The sequence below is a fragment of the Duncaniella freteri genome (assembly GCF_004766125.1).
GTDB classification, from domain to species: Bacteria; Bacteroidota; Bacteroidia; order Bacteroidales; family Muribaculaceae; genus Duncaniella; species Duncaniella freteri.
In genome coordinates this window covers 1,786,297-1,800,896 of record NZ_SJSA01000001.1, presented here as the reverse complement: position 1 = coordinate 1,800,896, position 14,600 = coordinate 1,786,297, and the positions used below count along the sequence as shown (strand labels likewise).

The 14,600-nt window shown below is 45.5% G+C and carries 14 protein-coding genes, 1 tRNA gene and 1 pseudogene; 5 read left to right on the top strand and 11 right to left on the bottom strand.

From position 1 onward, the window contains the following. Positions 1-2: 2 nt before the first annotated feature. Both EZ315_RS07780 and EZ315_RS07775 read right to left on the bottom strand, forming a co-directional pair. Complete coding sequence (locus EZ315_RS07780; protein WP_135471938.1) at positions 3-1,982, bottom strand: fumarate reductase/succinate dehydrogenase flavoprotein subunit; 1,980 nt, start codon at positions 1,980-1,982, stop codon at positions 3-5. A 105-nt stretch (positions 1,983-2,087) separates the two neighbouring features. Next, entirely contained in the window at positions 2,088-2,768 is a 681-nt protein-coding gene (locus EZ315_RS07775) for a succinate dehydrogenase cytochrome b subunit (RefSeq protein ID WP_135471569.1), read from the bottom strand. 243 nt (positions 2,769-3,011) lie between these two features. On the opposite strand from EZ315_RS07775, the gene EZ315_RS07770 reads away from it, so the two are divergent. After that, positions 3,012-3,731 (top strand): lysophospholipid acyltransferase family protein, encoded by a 720-nt coding sequence (locus EZ315_RS07770; RefSeq protein ID WP_135471568.1) that lies wholly within the window; start codon positions 3,012-3,014, stop codon positions 3,729-3,731. A 128-nt stretch (positions 3,732-3,859) separates the two neighbouring features. Here the strand turns inward: EZ315_RS07770 and EZ315_RS07765 are convergent, their stop codons facing one another. The 5 genes from EZ315_RS07765 to EZ315_RS07745 are packed head-to-tail and all read right to left on the bottom strand — an operon-like array spanning position 3,860 to position 6,930. Next, positions 3,860-4,312, bottom strand: coding sequence for an RpiB/LacA/LacB family sugar-phosphate isomerase (locus EZ315_RS07765; RefSeq protein ID WP_135471567.1), 453 nt, complete (start codon positions 4,310-4,312; stop codon positions 3,860-3,862). Between the two features lie 39 nt (positions 4,313-4,351). Beyond that, positions 4,352-4,876, bottom strand: a complete 525-nt coding sequence (locus EZ315_RS07760) for a DUF5063 domain-containing protein (protein WP_135471566.1) — start codon at positions 4,874-4,876, stop codon at positions 4,352-4,354. Next, a complete protein-coding gene (nadD, locus tag EZ315_RS07755; RefSeq protein WP_135471565.1) occupies positions 4,860-5,465 on the bottom strand; it encodes a nicotinate (nicotinamide) nucleotide adenylyltransferase in 606 nt (201 codons plus the stop codon). Before nadD ends, EZ315_RS07760 begins: the two co-directional genes overlap by 17 nt. Continuing rightward, positions 5,462-6,034, bottom strand: coding sequence for a guanylate kinase (gmk, locus tag EZ315_RS07750; RefSeq protein ID WP_135471564.1), 573 nt, complete (start codon positions 6,032-6,034; stop codon positions 5,462-5,464). Before gmk ends, nadD begins: the two co-directional genes overlap by 4 nt. Before the next feature lie 17 nt (positions 6,035-6,051). Further along, entirely contained in the window at positions 6,052-6,930 is an 879-nt protein-coding gene (locus EZ315_RS07745) for a YicC/YloC family endoribonuclease (protein ID WP_135471563.1), read from the bottom strand. Between the two features lie 190 nt (positions 6,931-7,120). Between EZ315_RS07745 and EZ315_RS07740 the strand changes: the two genes are divergently transcribed. Then, positions 7,121-7,205, top strand: a tRNA-Ser gene (locus EZ315_RS07740). A gap of 208 nt (positions 7,206-7,413) precedes the next feature. Here EZ315_RS07740 and EZ315_RS07735 read toward each other — a convergent pair. The 4 genes and pseudogenes from EZ315_RS07735 to EZ315_RS07720 all read right to left on the bottom strand — a co-directional run bounded on the left by EZ315_RS07735 (position 7,414) and on the right by EZ315_RS07720 (position 10,276). Continuing rightward, entirely contained in the window at positions 7,414-8,379 is a 966-nt protein-coding gene (locus EZ315_RS07735; RefSeq protein WP_242452538.1) for an ISAon1 family transposase, read from the bottom strand. Further along, positions 8,354-8,725 carry an ISAon1 family transposase N-terminal region protein gene (locus EZ315_RS07730; RefSeq protein WP_135471562.1) on the bottom strand — a complete coding sequence of 124 codons (372 nt, stop codon included), beginning with the start codon at positions 8,723-8,725 and terminating at the stop codon, positions 8,354-8,356. The genes EZ315_RS07735 and EZ315_RS07730 overlap by 26 nt, the downstream gene beginning before the upstream one ends. A gap of 347 nt (positions 8,726-9,072) precedes the next feature. Then, positions 9,073-9,213: pseudogene (locus EZ315_RS16635) on the bottom strand (ZIP family metal transporter); the annotation flags it as partial. Positions 9,214-9,319: 106 nt separating this feature from the next. Next, the gene (locus EZ315_RS07720) at positions 9,320-10,276 is read right to left on the bottom strand and encodes a LuxR C-terminal-related transcriptional regulator (protein ID WP_135471561.1); all 957 of its coding nucleotides are present in this window, start codon (positions 10,274-10,276) and stop codon (positions 9,320-9,322) included. 198 nt (positions 10,277-10,474) lie between these two features. On the opposite strand from EZ315_RS07720, the gene EZ315_RS07715 reads away from it, so the two are divergent. Genes EZ315_RS07715 through EZ315_RS07705 form a run of 3 tightly spaced genes read left to right on the top strand, consistent with a single transcriptional unit; the run spans position 10,475 to position 14,600 of the window. Then, positions 10,475-11,974, top strand: a complete 1,500-nt coding sequence (locus tag EZ315_RS07715; RefSeq protein WP_170957491.1) for a PepSY-associated TM helix domain-containing protein — start codon at positions 10,475-10,477, stop codon at positions 11,972-11,974. 13 nt (positions 11,975-11,987) lie between these two features. Continuing rightward, positions 11,988-12,461 (top strand): calycin-like domain-containing protein, encoded by a 474-nt coding sequence (locus tag EZ315_RS07710; RefSeq protein WP_135471559.1) that lies wholly within the window; start codon positions 11,988-11,990, stop codon positions 12,459-12,461. A 12-nt stretch (positions 12,462-12,473) separates the two neighbouring features. After that, a complete protein-coding gene (locus tag EZ315_RS07705) occupies positions 12,474-14,600 on the top strand; it encodes a TonB-dependent receptor (protein ID WP_135471558.1) in 2,127 nt (708 codons plus the stop codon).

Here is a 14,600-nt window from a genome sequence, read left to right as displayed (position 1 = left end):
GATTATGACTTGTAGTTACGGGTCTGAACCTTGATTTCGGTGTAGTTGAGGGGCTCTTTGAGGAGGACAGGCTTCTCATTTTCGCCGGTGTACTTCCAGCAGGACACGTACATATAGTCCTTGTCGTTACGTGCAGCCTCACCGTCAGCGAGCTGATACTCCTCACGGAAATGTGCTCCGCACGATTCGTTACGGTTGAGAGCGTCGATCGCCATCATTTTGGCTATCACGAGGAAGTCCTCAAGACGCAATGCCTTCTCAAGTTCCTGATTGAGATCGTCGGCATTGCCTACGATGCGCAGATCGGTATAGAATTCCTTACGCACTTCTTCTACCTCTTCAAGAGCCTTTACGAGACTCTTGAGTGTACGTCCCATACCTACGAGATCCCACATCACATGTCCGAGACGCTTGTGGATCTGGTCAGGGGACTTGGTGCCCTTGATGTTCATAAGCTTCTGTATGCGCTCGCGCACAGCCTTCTCAGCTTCGTCAAACTCCTTGGTGTCGGTAGTGAAGTGAGGCACCTTGATCTGATCGCTGAGATAATTCTGCATGGTGTAAGGTATCACGAAGTAACCGTCGGCAAGACCCTGCATGAGAGCCGATGCACCAAGACGGTTGGCACCATGGTCAGAGAAGTTACATTCGCCGATAGCGAAAAGACCCTTCACTGATGTCTGGAGCTCGTAGTCAACCCAGATACCACCCATTGTATAGTGGCTTGCAGGGAAGATCATCATCGGGGTGTGGTAGGGATCGTCATCAGAAATCATCTGGTACATATCGAAAAGGTTGCCGTAACGGTCACGTACCACATCCTCGCCAAGACGCTCGATAGCATACTTGAAGTCAAGGTAAACAGCATTTCCGGAACCTACACCGTAGCCAGCGTCGCAACGCTCCTTGGCTGCACGGCTGGCGATGTCACGAGGACAGAGGTTGCCGAACGCAGGATAGCGACGCTCCAGATAGAAGTCGCGGTCCTCATCGGGTATATCGGTAGGCTTCTTCTTGCCTGCACGGATAGCCTCGGCATCCTCTTTCTTTTTGGGCACCCAGATACGGCCGTCGTTACGGAGCGACTCGCTCATAAGTGTAAGCTTGGACTGGTCCTCACCATGCACAGGGATACATGTGGGGTGGATCTGAGTGAATGCAAGGTTGGCAAGGTAGGCACCCTTCTTAAATGCCTGAACTGCGGCAGAACCGTTGCAGCCCATAGCATTTGTGGAAAGGAAGAAAGCACGTCCGTATCCGCCGGTAGCGAGCACTACGGCATGAGCGGCGTAACGCTCCAGCTCGCCTGTGATGAGGTTGCGCACGATGATACCGCGGGCACGGCCGTCGATGATTACGAGATCAAGCATCTCGCGACGGTTGAATGACTTCACTGTGCCTTTCTTGATCTGGCGGTTGAGTGAAGCATAAGCTCCGAGCAGAAGCTGCTGACCGGTCTGACCCTTGGCATAGAATGTACGTGACACCTGTGCGCCACCGAAAGAACGGTTGGCAAGGAGACCGCCGTACTCACGTGCAAAAGGAACACCCTGAGCAACGCACTGGTCTATAATATTGTTGGAGACTTCGGCAAGACGGTATACATTTGCCTCGCGTGAACGGAAGTCACCACCCTTAATGGTATCGTAGAAGAGACGGTACACTGAGTCGCCGTCGTTCTGATAATCCTTAGCGGCATTGATACCACCCTGAGCTGCGATGGAGTGAGCACGGCGAGGTGAATCCTGAATGCAGAAGTTCAGCACATTGAAGCCAAGTTCGCCAAGGGTCGATGCTGCGGATGCACCTGCAAGGCCTGTACCTACAACGATGATGTCAAGGTTGCGCTTATTTGCGGGATTGACAAGTTTCTGATGAGCCTTATAGTTGGTCCACTTCTGGGCGAGAGGTCCTTCGGGGATCTTGGAATCTATCTGATATTCAGGGAGCTTTGAGGACTCGATGTCGGCATAATCATTCATGATGGGGGTAGAATCAATCATCCCCTCAAGGTTCTTTATATCTGCCATATCTGGTAATGTTATTTTTTTAATTCGGGAAAATATTAGTTCTCGCTGTAACTCACATTACATGGCACGCACAGTGAACACTACGGCCTGAATGATGAAGAGACCTACGACGATGGATGTCCACCAGAAGCTGATGCTCTTGAGGCGGGGGAGCCAGGTGTCATTGTCCCAGCCTGCGGTCTGGAACATGGACCAGAAACCGTGATTCATATGGAACCACAGTGCCACAAAGCCTATGATGTAGACAATGGGGGTCCATACCTGTGAGAACGCGATGTTGATGAATGCTATACCATCGGCAGGATGCACATATACACCATTATACATGTATTCCTCCTCAAGAATCTCAGCAAGCTGCATCTTTGCCCAGAACTGGATGAGGTGAACCACAAGGAATGCGACCACAACAATGCCGAGCACAAGCATATTCTTGGACGACCATTCCACTCCGGGAGCAGCACCGGCAATGGCATACTGGTCATTACCACGTGCACGACGGTTCTGAAGCGTGAGCCAAAGAGCGTAGAGGATGTGAATGACAAAGAGAGCTGCAAGCCCCATGGATGCTACAAGAGCGTACCAGTTGGCTCCGAGAAATTCGCACACAGCATTATAGCCCATAGGCCAGAACAGCGCGACACCATTCATCAGGCAGTGAAACGTGACAAATAGGACAAGGCAAGCTCCGGTGACTGCCATCACAAGCTTGCGCCCTATAGATGAACATGTTAACCACATAGTAGTGTTGAGTAAAAATTAAATATTTATTGATTAGTTAATAATTTGCCGAGTGTGTTCTCTTTACCTCAGGGGATTTTCACCACAAAGATAGTGTAAATCCACGTCCCACACAATATTTAAAGAAATTTTTCCGTATTTATGTCGAATATCACTGACAGTGAAAATATTTTTACGTATTTTTGCACTCGAAATCAACTTATACAACCCAGTCCTTCACGACGCAGTATCCCACACGATACAATGATAATACTCTACCGAATATACCAGATTCTGATTTTCTGCCCGCTGATAGTGGCCTCGACCATTATCACCGCCATTTTCACAGTGATAGGTTCCGCTCTTGGAGCCGGACAATGGTGGGGCTATTATCCCGAAGTGCTTTGGGGACGCATATTCTGCTGGCTGGCATTCGTCAGAGTGACCGCGAGCGGACATGAAAACATCGACAAAGACACCTCATACGTGTTCGTCGCCAACCATCAGGGTGCTTATGACATATTCTCACTTTTCGGCTACCTCGGACATAATTTCCGGTGGATGATGAAGGAAAGCCTGCGTAGGATCCCGTTCGTTGGGTGGGGATGCAAGGCTTCGGGACAGATATTCGTTGACAACTCATCCGTAAGTGCCACCCGACGCACAATGCAGGAGGCAGAGAAACAATTGAGCGGAGGAATGTCGCTCGTAGTGTTCCCCGAAGGGGCCCGCACCTGGGACGGCAAGATGCGAAAATTCAAAAAAGGGGCATATATGCTCGCCGTAGAGTTCAATATGCCGGTAGTCCCTGTGACAATTGATGGAGCATTTGATGTGCTTCCACGATTCAGGCTGCTTCCGCGTCCCGGGCACATAAGGCTCACCATACATAAACCCATACCGCCTACACCCGGAGGCCATGACCTCAACACACTTATGGAAGAGAGCCGAAAAGCAATAGCCTCAGCCATGCCTCACGACTGAACGAAACAAAAACAGCATCAGGACAGGAGGGCTTGCCTGACGACAAGGACACATAGATATCTTAAACCTATGGTCGCATCGTCTATTGCAAAGCCCTCCTGTCCTGATGCTGTAATCCCTGAGGAACTTTATTTCAAAGGTATCTTTTCCACTCTACGCTGATGGCGTCCGCCGTCAAACGGAGACTCAAGAAATTTTTCAACTATACTGATGGCTGTCACATTGTCAATGAAACGTGCCGGGAGCACAAGTACATTGGCATCATTATGACGGCGGGCAAGCTCGGCAAGCTCAACATTCCAGCATATTGCCGCACGTATTCCCTGATGTTTATTAAGTGTTATCCCTATGCCGTTGCCTGAGCCGCACAACGCAATAGCCGGATAGCACATACCCTCTTCTATTGCCTGCGCACATGGATGGGCATAATCGGCATAATCGCAACTTTCAGCCGAGAATGTGCCGAAGTCCTTGTACTCAATCTCCTGCGCCTCGAAGTAGCCCTCCAAGAGCATTTTCATTTCGTAGCCTGCATGGTCACTGCAAAACGCTACAGGTGTACCTGGTTTTATAATTGACATCTTTATATATATATAAGTTTAGAATTTTCAACAACCTGTTCAGAACATGTCGTCATCTTCATCCGAGTTGTAACGGATATGGTTGAGGGGACGCATGAGATTCACAACTTTCTGTGACCAAAACGACGCGAAGTCCTCGCTTACAGCAATGAGCGCATCATTGATCTGCGACTCGGCGGCATCACGGACCGACGATACAAAGTTGTAAAGCACCTGGAATATATCGCACAGCCCCTCCGAAATGCTTGCCCGGATCGGCGTGTCAGAATATTTCATATCCTCCTCAAACACCTCAAGGTACACATCATCCTGACCGAGCATACCCTCTATAGCGGAACGGAGTGACTCATAATGATACTCGTCAAGATAGCTGTCGATATACGGCGGCTCCTCGTCAAGAGACGGTGCCGGCTTAAGGTCGGAAGCTGTGATGTAGATACGCGGAAGCAACCTCACCATCTCAGCTATGAACGCTTGCGGATCGGACTGGGAGGCGTTTTCGATTGCGGCACAATACTCATTGCCCAACGCTACAAACGCCAATGAATTAGGGCTTAACTGCATTTCCAGATAACGGTTTGGGGATATATAGATTGAATGTCTTGATATAATCGTAGACCCCTGAAGGGAGAAAATAGTTCATGTCCTTGCCTCGTGCTATTGCATTGCGTATGAACGAGCTCGACACATCTGCCATAGGGGCCTTGACCACTTCGACATCATCATCGTAAATGGTGCCGACAGGATATCCGGGACGAGGATAAACCACCACTCCGAAATCCCTGATGATAGCCTCACTGTCCTTCCATTGCGAGAATATCTTCCAGTTGTCCGACCCTATTATCAGCTTGAATGTATGGCGCGGATATCTCTTGGCAAGATAGCGCAGTGTATTTATCGTATAGGATGGCCTAGGCATAGACAGCTCTATGTCACTCACCTTTATGCCTTCTGCGCCTTTGAGAGCTATGTCGAGCATCTTCAGACGCGTCACATCAGGGATAAGCTCTGTTGAATTAGCCTTCAAGGGATTGAGCGGAGAGAGCATTAGCCACACCTCATCAAAACCCTCAAACTGCTTGAGGTAGCTGGCGAGCATCACATGACCTATATGAACAGGGTTGAACGACCCTCCGAACACTCCTATCCTCATCGGCAGGTGAACTCTTTTAAGATTTTCGACACATTCTCTATAGCTTCGGTGAGGTCATCGTTGACCACAGTGTGATCAAACTGAGGAGCGTATCCTATCTCGAACTCGGCACGCGCCACACGCTGCTCTATCGCATCCTCAGTCTCGGTGCCACGCCCCACAAGACGTGAGCGAAGAGCCTCGACCGACGGCGGCTGTATGAATACGCTCACAGCCTCATCGCCATACATTCTCTTCACATTCACTCCGCCCTTGACATCTATATCAAGCACCACATTGTGACCGCCATCCACTATGCGGGCAATCTCACTCTTAAGAGTTCCGTAATATCTCCCCGGATACACCTCCTCATATTCCACGAAATCGCCTTGTGAAATAGCTTTCTTGAAATCATCGTCGGTGAGGAAATAATAATTCACTCCATGGACCTCCCCATCGCGCGGAGGACGGTTGGTAGCTGACACAGAGAACTGCATGTCTATCTCACCTCGCTTAAGAAGGGCGTTGATTATTGTCGACTTGCCACAACCCGACGGAGCCGAGATTATTATGATCTTGCCTTTTTCCATATTAGACAACATGATATTCAGAGAACATTGAGAACCTGCTCCTTCATTTGCTCAAGCTCATCCTTCATCTGGACAACGAGCCTTTGCATATCGGAATGATTGCTTTTGGATCCGAGCGTATTGATCTCCCGACCTATCTCCTGGGTTATGAACCCGAGCTTCTTGCCCTGGGCTCCAGGAGCCTTCATCGTGTCGATGAAATATGTAAGGTGCTGTGCCAGCCTCTGTTTCTCCTCATTAATATCGAACTTCTCTATATAGAAGAACATCTCCTGCTCCAGACGAGACCGGTCATAATCAATCCCGCTCAGCTTGGTCAGACCCTCTTCCATACGTGCCCTCACACGAGCGGCACGCTCACCCTCATACTTCGATATCTGGCCAAGAAGCTCCGCGATACGGTTGACCCGCACAGTGAAGAAAGCCTCAAGCTTCTCACCCTCGACCCGACGGTAAGAACACAATGCCTCAATAGCCTCCTTAAGAGCTTCCATAGTGGCATTCACCTCCGATTCGTCAGCATCAGCGACCGACTCGACATGAAGCACATCCGGAAACCGCATAAGCATACTGAACCAATCTGATTCAGGTTCCGGAATGCCAAGTTCAGCGGCGGCCTGCTGGATCTGTGCCTTATAAGCCTTCATGACAGGGATATTGAACCGCTGCGACACATCTCCGCTCCTCGATTCGATAGAAACCGATAAATCAATCTTGCCCCTCACAAGCTTTTCGGCAATCACATTGCGCATATCAAGCTCGCGCTGACGCAACGATGCAGGGATACGCGTAGCAATATCGGCCTGCTTGGAATTAAGCGATTTGATCTCGATTGTAATCTTTTTGCCCGGAAACTCTTTTACTGACTTTCCGAATCCTGTCATTGAATAAAGCATAATTCTTTTACCGATCTTAGAAGTAGGACTTTGAAGAGGTTATATAAAACACACAAAAATACGAAGAATTTCGCATAAAACCGATATTTAACCATAAAAATAAAAATATTACAGAATACACTTAAAAAATTCCGCAAATTACTTGCACAGTAAAATAAAAATACCTAACTTTGCACACGCAAACCACAAAGGAAAGATGGCAGAGTGGTCGATTGCGGCGGTCTTGAAAACCGTTGAGGGTCACACCTCCGGGGGTTCGAATCCCTCTCTTTCCGCAATAAGTGCTAATTATCAGCATCTTAAAACCCACAACACTCGAATAAGCATCTAAAAAGATCTTGTTCGAGTATTCTTTTTATATACTATCAAAGCACACAACCACCATACCGATGGATCAGCCATGCGCCGTAAGATTCAGCTTGGTGGGCACAAGCCGAAATTCCGGTGCATTTGTTAAAACAATTAGAATAGAGTGTTAAAGATTCAGGCGTATAGCTTGACGAGTCGGAAGATAAAGAAATCATGGTCACGGACCCCTCGCATCTGCGAACGGAAGATTTTGACTTTGGAGTTGAATGCTTCGGCCGAGGCATTAGTTGCGCGACGTCGGAAATAATTGAGGATAGTCGGGGCGTGGTTCTTGAACGTCCTGATGACAGAGCGGAAGTTGTTGTTGCCCAATGCCATTACTTTTTCATACCACTTGTTCATCCGACCCATTGCTTTGGTGGGTGATATCTTTGCGTTGAAGATTTGGCGCAGTTCCATAGCCAGATGGTATGCAGCTTTCAGTATCGGATAGTGTCTGAACAGAATGTTTGCGCGATGACGCTGTATGTCAGTCCATTTGTTCTGCGACATCATCAGGGTGTGCTTGCTGCGGGCAAGGATCTGGCGCATGGTCTCGCCGTTGGAATATGTAATTGGAGGCTCTGATTTGTCACGGCTGTTGTCTTCGGCAATGAGCTGTCGGCGGATGTCTATGCGAATTTCGTCGACAGCCTCGTTATAGACCTGCTGCACATGGAAGCGGTCGTTAACGACGTGGGCGTTGTAGAATACCTCGGCGGCTATCAGCATCATCGAGGACGACAGATCGCATGTGACCTCCCTGACTTTTCGTCTCAGGGTCTTGCCCATCGCTCCGATGAGTATGGAGATGATCTCGTCGCTTTTTGTGCCCGGGATTGCAGCGGCAAGTGTACCACTGCCGCCGTGCCCGTCCTTATTGGTGAGGAATGTCCATACCTCGCCGTTGCTCAGACACGTCTCGTCAAGGCTCATGTACGGCCCGATGTTGACGGCGTTGAAGTAAATCCCACTGCCGAGTTCTCTCTCGCACCACTGGGCGTAGCCGCTCAGCTTATTGCGGTATAAGTCAGCAAAACACTTGCCGTTTACGCAGTACATCTGCGCTATGTGCTTAATCGACAATGCCGTCGTCTCCACCTTCGTCTTTTAAAAAAGCCACGAACTCGGCACTGAGTCGTGTCCCTTCTTCGTTGGGAAGCTCAAGGTTGTAGGAGAATATCTCGTTTGTTTTCTTGTCCCACCATTTGTTCTTGCGCATGTGCAGGAACACCGGTCTGCCACGCATGGGATAGTCCTGTATCGTTACATAATCCGTGTAGCCTCTCGCTACTATGTTGGGATTGCGGTAATCCTCGTCGGAAAGTTTCTTCTTCTCGTCAAGCCATATGTCGTAGGATTGATCTGTCTTTTCAAACCTGACCATCTCAAACAGCTCATTTAGGCCTGCGGGCAGAAACTGCCAAAATGCTTCACTAGTCTTCATGACGCAAATTTAACACTTTTCCAAAAATTCATGCACCGGCATTTCGATTTGAGCCCAAATTTCAGTAATTTTGTCCTCGGTAATCATAGCGCAAAATTCTTGTAAATCTTGTAATTAGGCACTATAAATTTACGGATTTTCCGCGAGAATACCAAGAAAATCAGCCATTTAGTATAAGGCTAAATGGCTGATTGTTTTATTATTGATTTGGGTGATTACTTATATCGAACTCACGTTAATTATAGTGATATCCTTATTTACCTCTGCGAATCAAGCATATATAGTTCTAACAATGAACGCACAAAAAACATGTTCACTATTAGGCCGACCGGCAAAATGGTAAACTTCTAACCCAATACTACATCAAGTACCATCATAAGGGCAAAACCGACAGCAAAACCGATCGTCCCAAGATTGGAGTGTCCACCTTGGGCTGTTTCAGGTATAAGCTCTTCAACCACTACATACATCATTGCTCCCGCACCAAAAATTTAGAACTTTTTATTTCATACAGCAAATTTAGATTGAAGTAGAGTATCCCACAATACTTAAAAATTGGATAAATCAGGGCTGAGAGATTGTCTTAATGTATAATTATCTATGTGGGTTTACATCTTTTATATCAACTAAATTATTGAGTATCGCAAAAACCGCCAGTCCCACTGATGAATGGATTTGTAGTTTGGCAGAGATGTTTCTGCGATATGTTGTCACTGTATGTATAGAAATTAATAACTGTGACGCAATTTCTTTATTTGACAAGCCTTTGGCAACGCAGCATATTATATCCTTCTCGCGATCAGTCATAGAATCCAGCAAATCTGTTTTTTCATCGTCGCTGTTGCTGTTTTTTACTGATTCATGACGTGACAACTTCAATGACTTTTCGAGTTTCTCAACTGCCGGGATAAAGAGTTTATTCTCAATCTCACAATGGTTCTTTAACTCATTGCCACAATAAATTATGTCGAATAATGCTGATGTCAGTATTTCATTGTCCTTCACATGATAATGTCTTATAAACAGGTCTTTAATTTGAGAAAGCTTTTCTGTCATACTACTGTGATGTGAGGAGTAGTCAGTAATTCGGAACTGCTCATTAGTAACGCCGCTCAATAAGTTGGTCACATAGCAAAACACCTCATCGTTTTCATGTTCCATGTGATTGTGTACTTCCTTCACATAATCATCAAAGAATTTCAGAAGCAGAAACGCTACGTCATTTATATCGGAGCAATTAATAGCCTCTATGAGTTTCCTACGGATGGAAGGCAATAGAAAGTCAAGGAAGTGTGTATGGGCTTTCCTTAGATATCCCATTAAAGCAGGCAGCGATATTTCAAATTGTGAATAGTTTTGTCCGTATAGGAAATTGGAAACTGCAAGGAATGACTCCATATGAACATTGTCTTCCTTACATGCTTCGCCAACTGTCTTATCGCCGAATCCGAAAGACAGTCCAAACCGACTTAAAACACCTAATATATGAGGTTCATCCTCTATAATGGCTTTAAGGCGATCACCAGGAAATATTGATTGATTCTTTGACATAGTTTGATAGTTGAAACGGGGCTGTAAATCCCCATGCAAAATTACTATGAATATAATACCCACACCATACCTAAAAATGAGTGTTTTTCTCTGGGGAATTAAATCATGACTACCTTAATTGCTCTAATTTATCCGATTTTTGAGTATTGTTTCAGTTTCCGGATACAAGTAATTTTGCGCCCAAAATTTATCATCAACATGAAACCAAAGAAGCACAAAAAATGGAAATGGCTCCACAAATGGGCGGGACTATTGGTCTCCGTCTTCATGTTGTTATTCTGTGTATCTGGGATAATTCTCAATCACAGGGACGCGTTTTCACAATTTAATATTGACCGCTCCTGTTTACCTTCATCATACAAATTAAAGAACTATAACTATGGGATAATCCGAGGTACATTGCCACTTGACAAAGATAGAATACTTGCCTATGGCTCATGTGGGGTGTGGTTGACGGATTCGATATTCAGCAATTCTTATGATTTTAATGCCGGACTACCGACAGGTATAGATCGACGAAATGTCAGAAATATCATAAAGGATCAGAGTGGACAAATATGGTGTGCCACAACTTATGATTTATATAAATTAAAAGGTCATGAATGGAAGCTGGTTGATTTACCAAAAAATCACTCAAAGATATCTGATATTTCATCTACACCTGACAACTCAGGAATAATTGTCCTTACTCGTTCAAACATCTATAGAGTATCACATGATGATATTAAGGAGTTAACTTTACAGGCTCCATTTGATGAGGATAATAAAATAAGTCTATTTAAGTCAATATGGAATCTGCATAGTGGTGAGCTGTGGGGGCTACCAGGTAGGATTGTTGTTGACATTATAGCCATAGTATTGATAATCCTGTCTTTGACGGGTATTATCTTGTTTATCTTGCCATTTTCTATTCGTCACAGTCATAAGACAATCCTTCCAGCGAAGATTCTAAAATGGAATTTCAAATGGCATAATCTAATCGGCTATTTCACTATTGTCCTTACGATACTTGTAGTGTTTACAGGAATGTGTTTACGCCCACCATTGATGATACCTTTTGTCATGACAAAGACATCACCGCTTCCCGGATCGAGTCTTGATACTGATAACTATTGGCATGATAAACTCCGTGCTATACGCTGGGATGAAGATAATCAAGATTGGATGATTTCAACATCAAAAGGATTCGTGCAATTAAAGGATTTTTCATCAAATCCAGTCATTATCCCTTCGGATAAAAGCCCGGCAGTAAGTCCGATGGGAGTCAACGTATTTTATAGAGAAGCCCCGGGAGTATGGATCGTCGGGTCTTTTAGCGGAATCTATCGTTGGAAACCCAATGAGGGGAAATGCTATACTTTTCATGATAACACTATTGTTGACCCCAATAGACGAAATTCATTTGGATTGGCAAACGACATAGTGTGTGGCTATAGTACTGATACATATAAGCCTATCCTATTTGATTATGCCAAAGGTACAGAAGAACTGCATCCTATGGGCAGTGACATGAGAGACCAACCAATGTCTTTATGGAATTTTGCCTTGGAACTTCATGTCGGAAGATGTTATTCATCATTCCTTGGTCCGATATCAAATCTGTTCGTCTTTATGTCTGGCTTGATAATATTGTCTGTTCTGGCATCAGGCTATATCATAAGTCGTAAAATCAAAAAATCACCTAATATAAACCAATAAATTATTATATAACATGAACCAAATTAAGTTTCTTTTTGCCACAATCATGGCTGTTGTCTTCTTGACAACATTCTCGTCGTGCAACGACGAAAAAGACGAGCCTGCGGTTCCCGCAGCAAAAACAATTCAGGGTACATACGCCGGTAATCTGGAATGTACGGTGATGGGCAGTGCCTCGATATTCGAGGGCAAGACGTTCATTGTCAACGCCACGGATGAATCAACTGTTTCTGTTGTGCTCCCTGCTTTTGGCGAAGCGCCAATGGCATTGCCGTCAATCACTCTCACCGGAGTAAAAGTAACAGAAGCAAATGGCGTGGTCACTCTGGCTACTACAGAAGTAACCGGTCAGACCGATGCAGGAAAATCCTACACGTGTACCTTCTCCGGCACAGTTCAGGACAAGACCCTGAATCTGAAGTTCAATCTTCAATATGGCGCAATGCCTATGCCGATGATTTGTTCTTCAACAGCTCTGAAACAGTAACTCACTCCGGCAATGGAAAGAATTAAAATTTTCCTTGCCATCTACGGACTAACGCTCCCTTTCATCGGACTCGCCGATACCTTTAACGGCCGGGTGGTCGATGAAACGGGGAGTCCGTTGATAGGCGCAACGGTCAAGGCATCCAATGATAGGATTACGACGACTAACACCGATGGTGATTTCTGTATTAGTGTAGAAAGCTCCACTGCAAAGCTTCAAATATCATATATCGGATTCCTTACAGAGACGTTTATATTAAAAAGCAATACCGGCAAACATGAGTTACGGATGACTCCGGATATAGGTGCCTTAGAGGAAGTGGTAGTCACTGCAACCCGTACACCTAAGGCTCTGAAAGATGTTCCTGTTGTCACAAGATTGATAACTGCGGATGACATACGCAAGACTGACGCAACAAATATACAGGACTTGCTTACAGAAGAGCTTCCGGGGCTTGAATTTACATACGCAATGAGTCAGGAGACATCATTAAATATGAGTGGCTTTGGTGGAAAATCCGTTCTGTTTCTCGTTGACGGAGAACGGCTTGCCGGAGAGACAATGGACAACATTGATTTCAACCGACTCAATCTTGACAATGTCGGTCAGGTTGAAGTTGTGAAAGGTGCTTCATCTGCGTTATATGGAGCCAATGCCGTAGGTGGCGTTGTCAACCTTATCACCCGTGAGAATAAAGAACCATGGCGTATCAATCTCAATTCAAGATATAAAAGTCTCGGAAATGAATGGAGATCAGGCGCAGACCTTAACTTTCATTCCGGGAAATGGACATCAAACACAAACTTTCAGTACAATACTTCTGAAACTGTCAAGCTTACTGATGCATTTGATGCCGAATCGAATCTGCAAAACTTATATGGTGGACGAACATTCAACATCAAGGAACGACTGTCTTTCCAGCCATCGAATGCACTACGCCTGACAGCAAGAGGTGGATATTTCAATAGGACGAGCACTCGAATAAATTATGACGACCACTATATTGACTATACTGCGGGGCTCCGTGGAGTATGGAATATAGGAGTCGGAAAGACACTTGAATTATCATACAGCTACGACCAGTACGATAAGCAACGATATGTAAACGACCGACGCACCCACGACCATGACTATAGTAATCGTCAGCATATCGCTCACGCTTTATATACTCAGTTCTTTGGGAATAACGTATTAACGGCTGGAGCCGACTACATGAATGATTATCTTCTGACTTATCAGTTCGTAAGTGGAGAAACTCATTCACAGTCTTCAGTTGATGCTTTTGTTCAGTTTGACTATAACCCATTGTCTTGGCTGAATATTGTAGCAAGTGTACGTGAGGATTATTTTTCGGAATCAAAAAACAATTCGGTCACAGCCCGACTTGCCACTATGTTCAAATTCAACCGTTTTTCAGTGAGGGCTAACTATGCCGGAGGTTTCAGAGCTCCAACCCTCAAAGAAATGTATATGAATTTCGATATGGCAGGAATACAGATGATTTATGGCAATCCTAACCTTAAACCGGAGAAAAGCCACAACTTCAATCTTGCGCTTGAGCATAATGGTCAGATCCGTAACAGTATTTTTGCCGGTTCCTATAGCATGAATGCAATGGGCTATTTCAACTGGTATGACAGCCGAATCACCACCACTGACTATCCTGGGGATTCGACCAATGAACCGGGAGCCATCTATTGTAACGAGGATGGAGTAAAAGTAGCAGGCATAGATATTTCAGCACGTTACAGACTACAAATGGGATTGGGAATGACGTTGAATTACAATTACCTGCATACAATGGGAAGAACCGTTGACTCTCAGTTTTCCAATCCCCGTCCACACTCCATGACTTGGAGGCTGGATTATGAAAGACGCTTATGCAGTGCATATAAATTTTATGCCGGTATATCCGGAAGGTATCTTGCCAAGCCGGAATCAAAGTACGACACAGACAATGCTTATTCTGTTTGGAAATTCACGCTCCAACAGGAGGTATGGCGCGGGATAAATGTCAATTTTATAATTGACAATCTGTTGAACTATCGACCTAAAGTATATTACTGGAACTCACTTCCTACGCTTGGACGGACTTGGTCGATAGGAGTATCATTAGATATTGACACAATGTTTAGATGA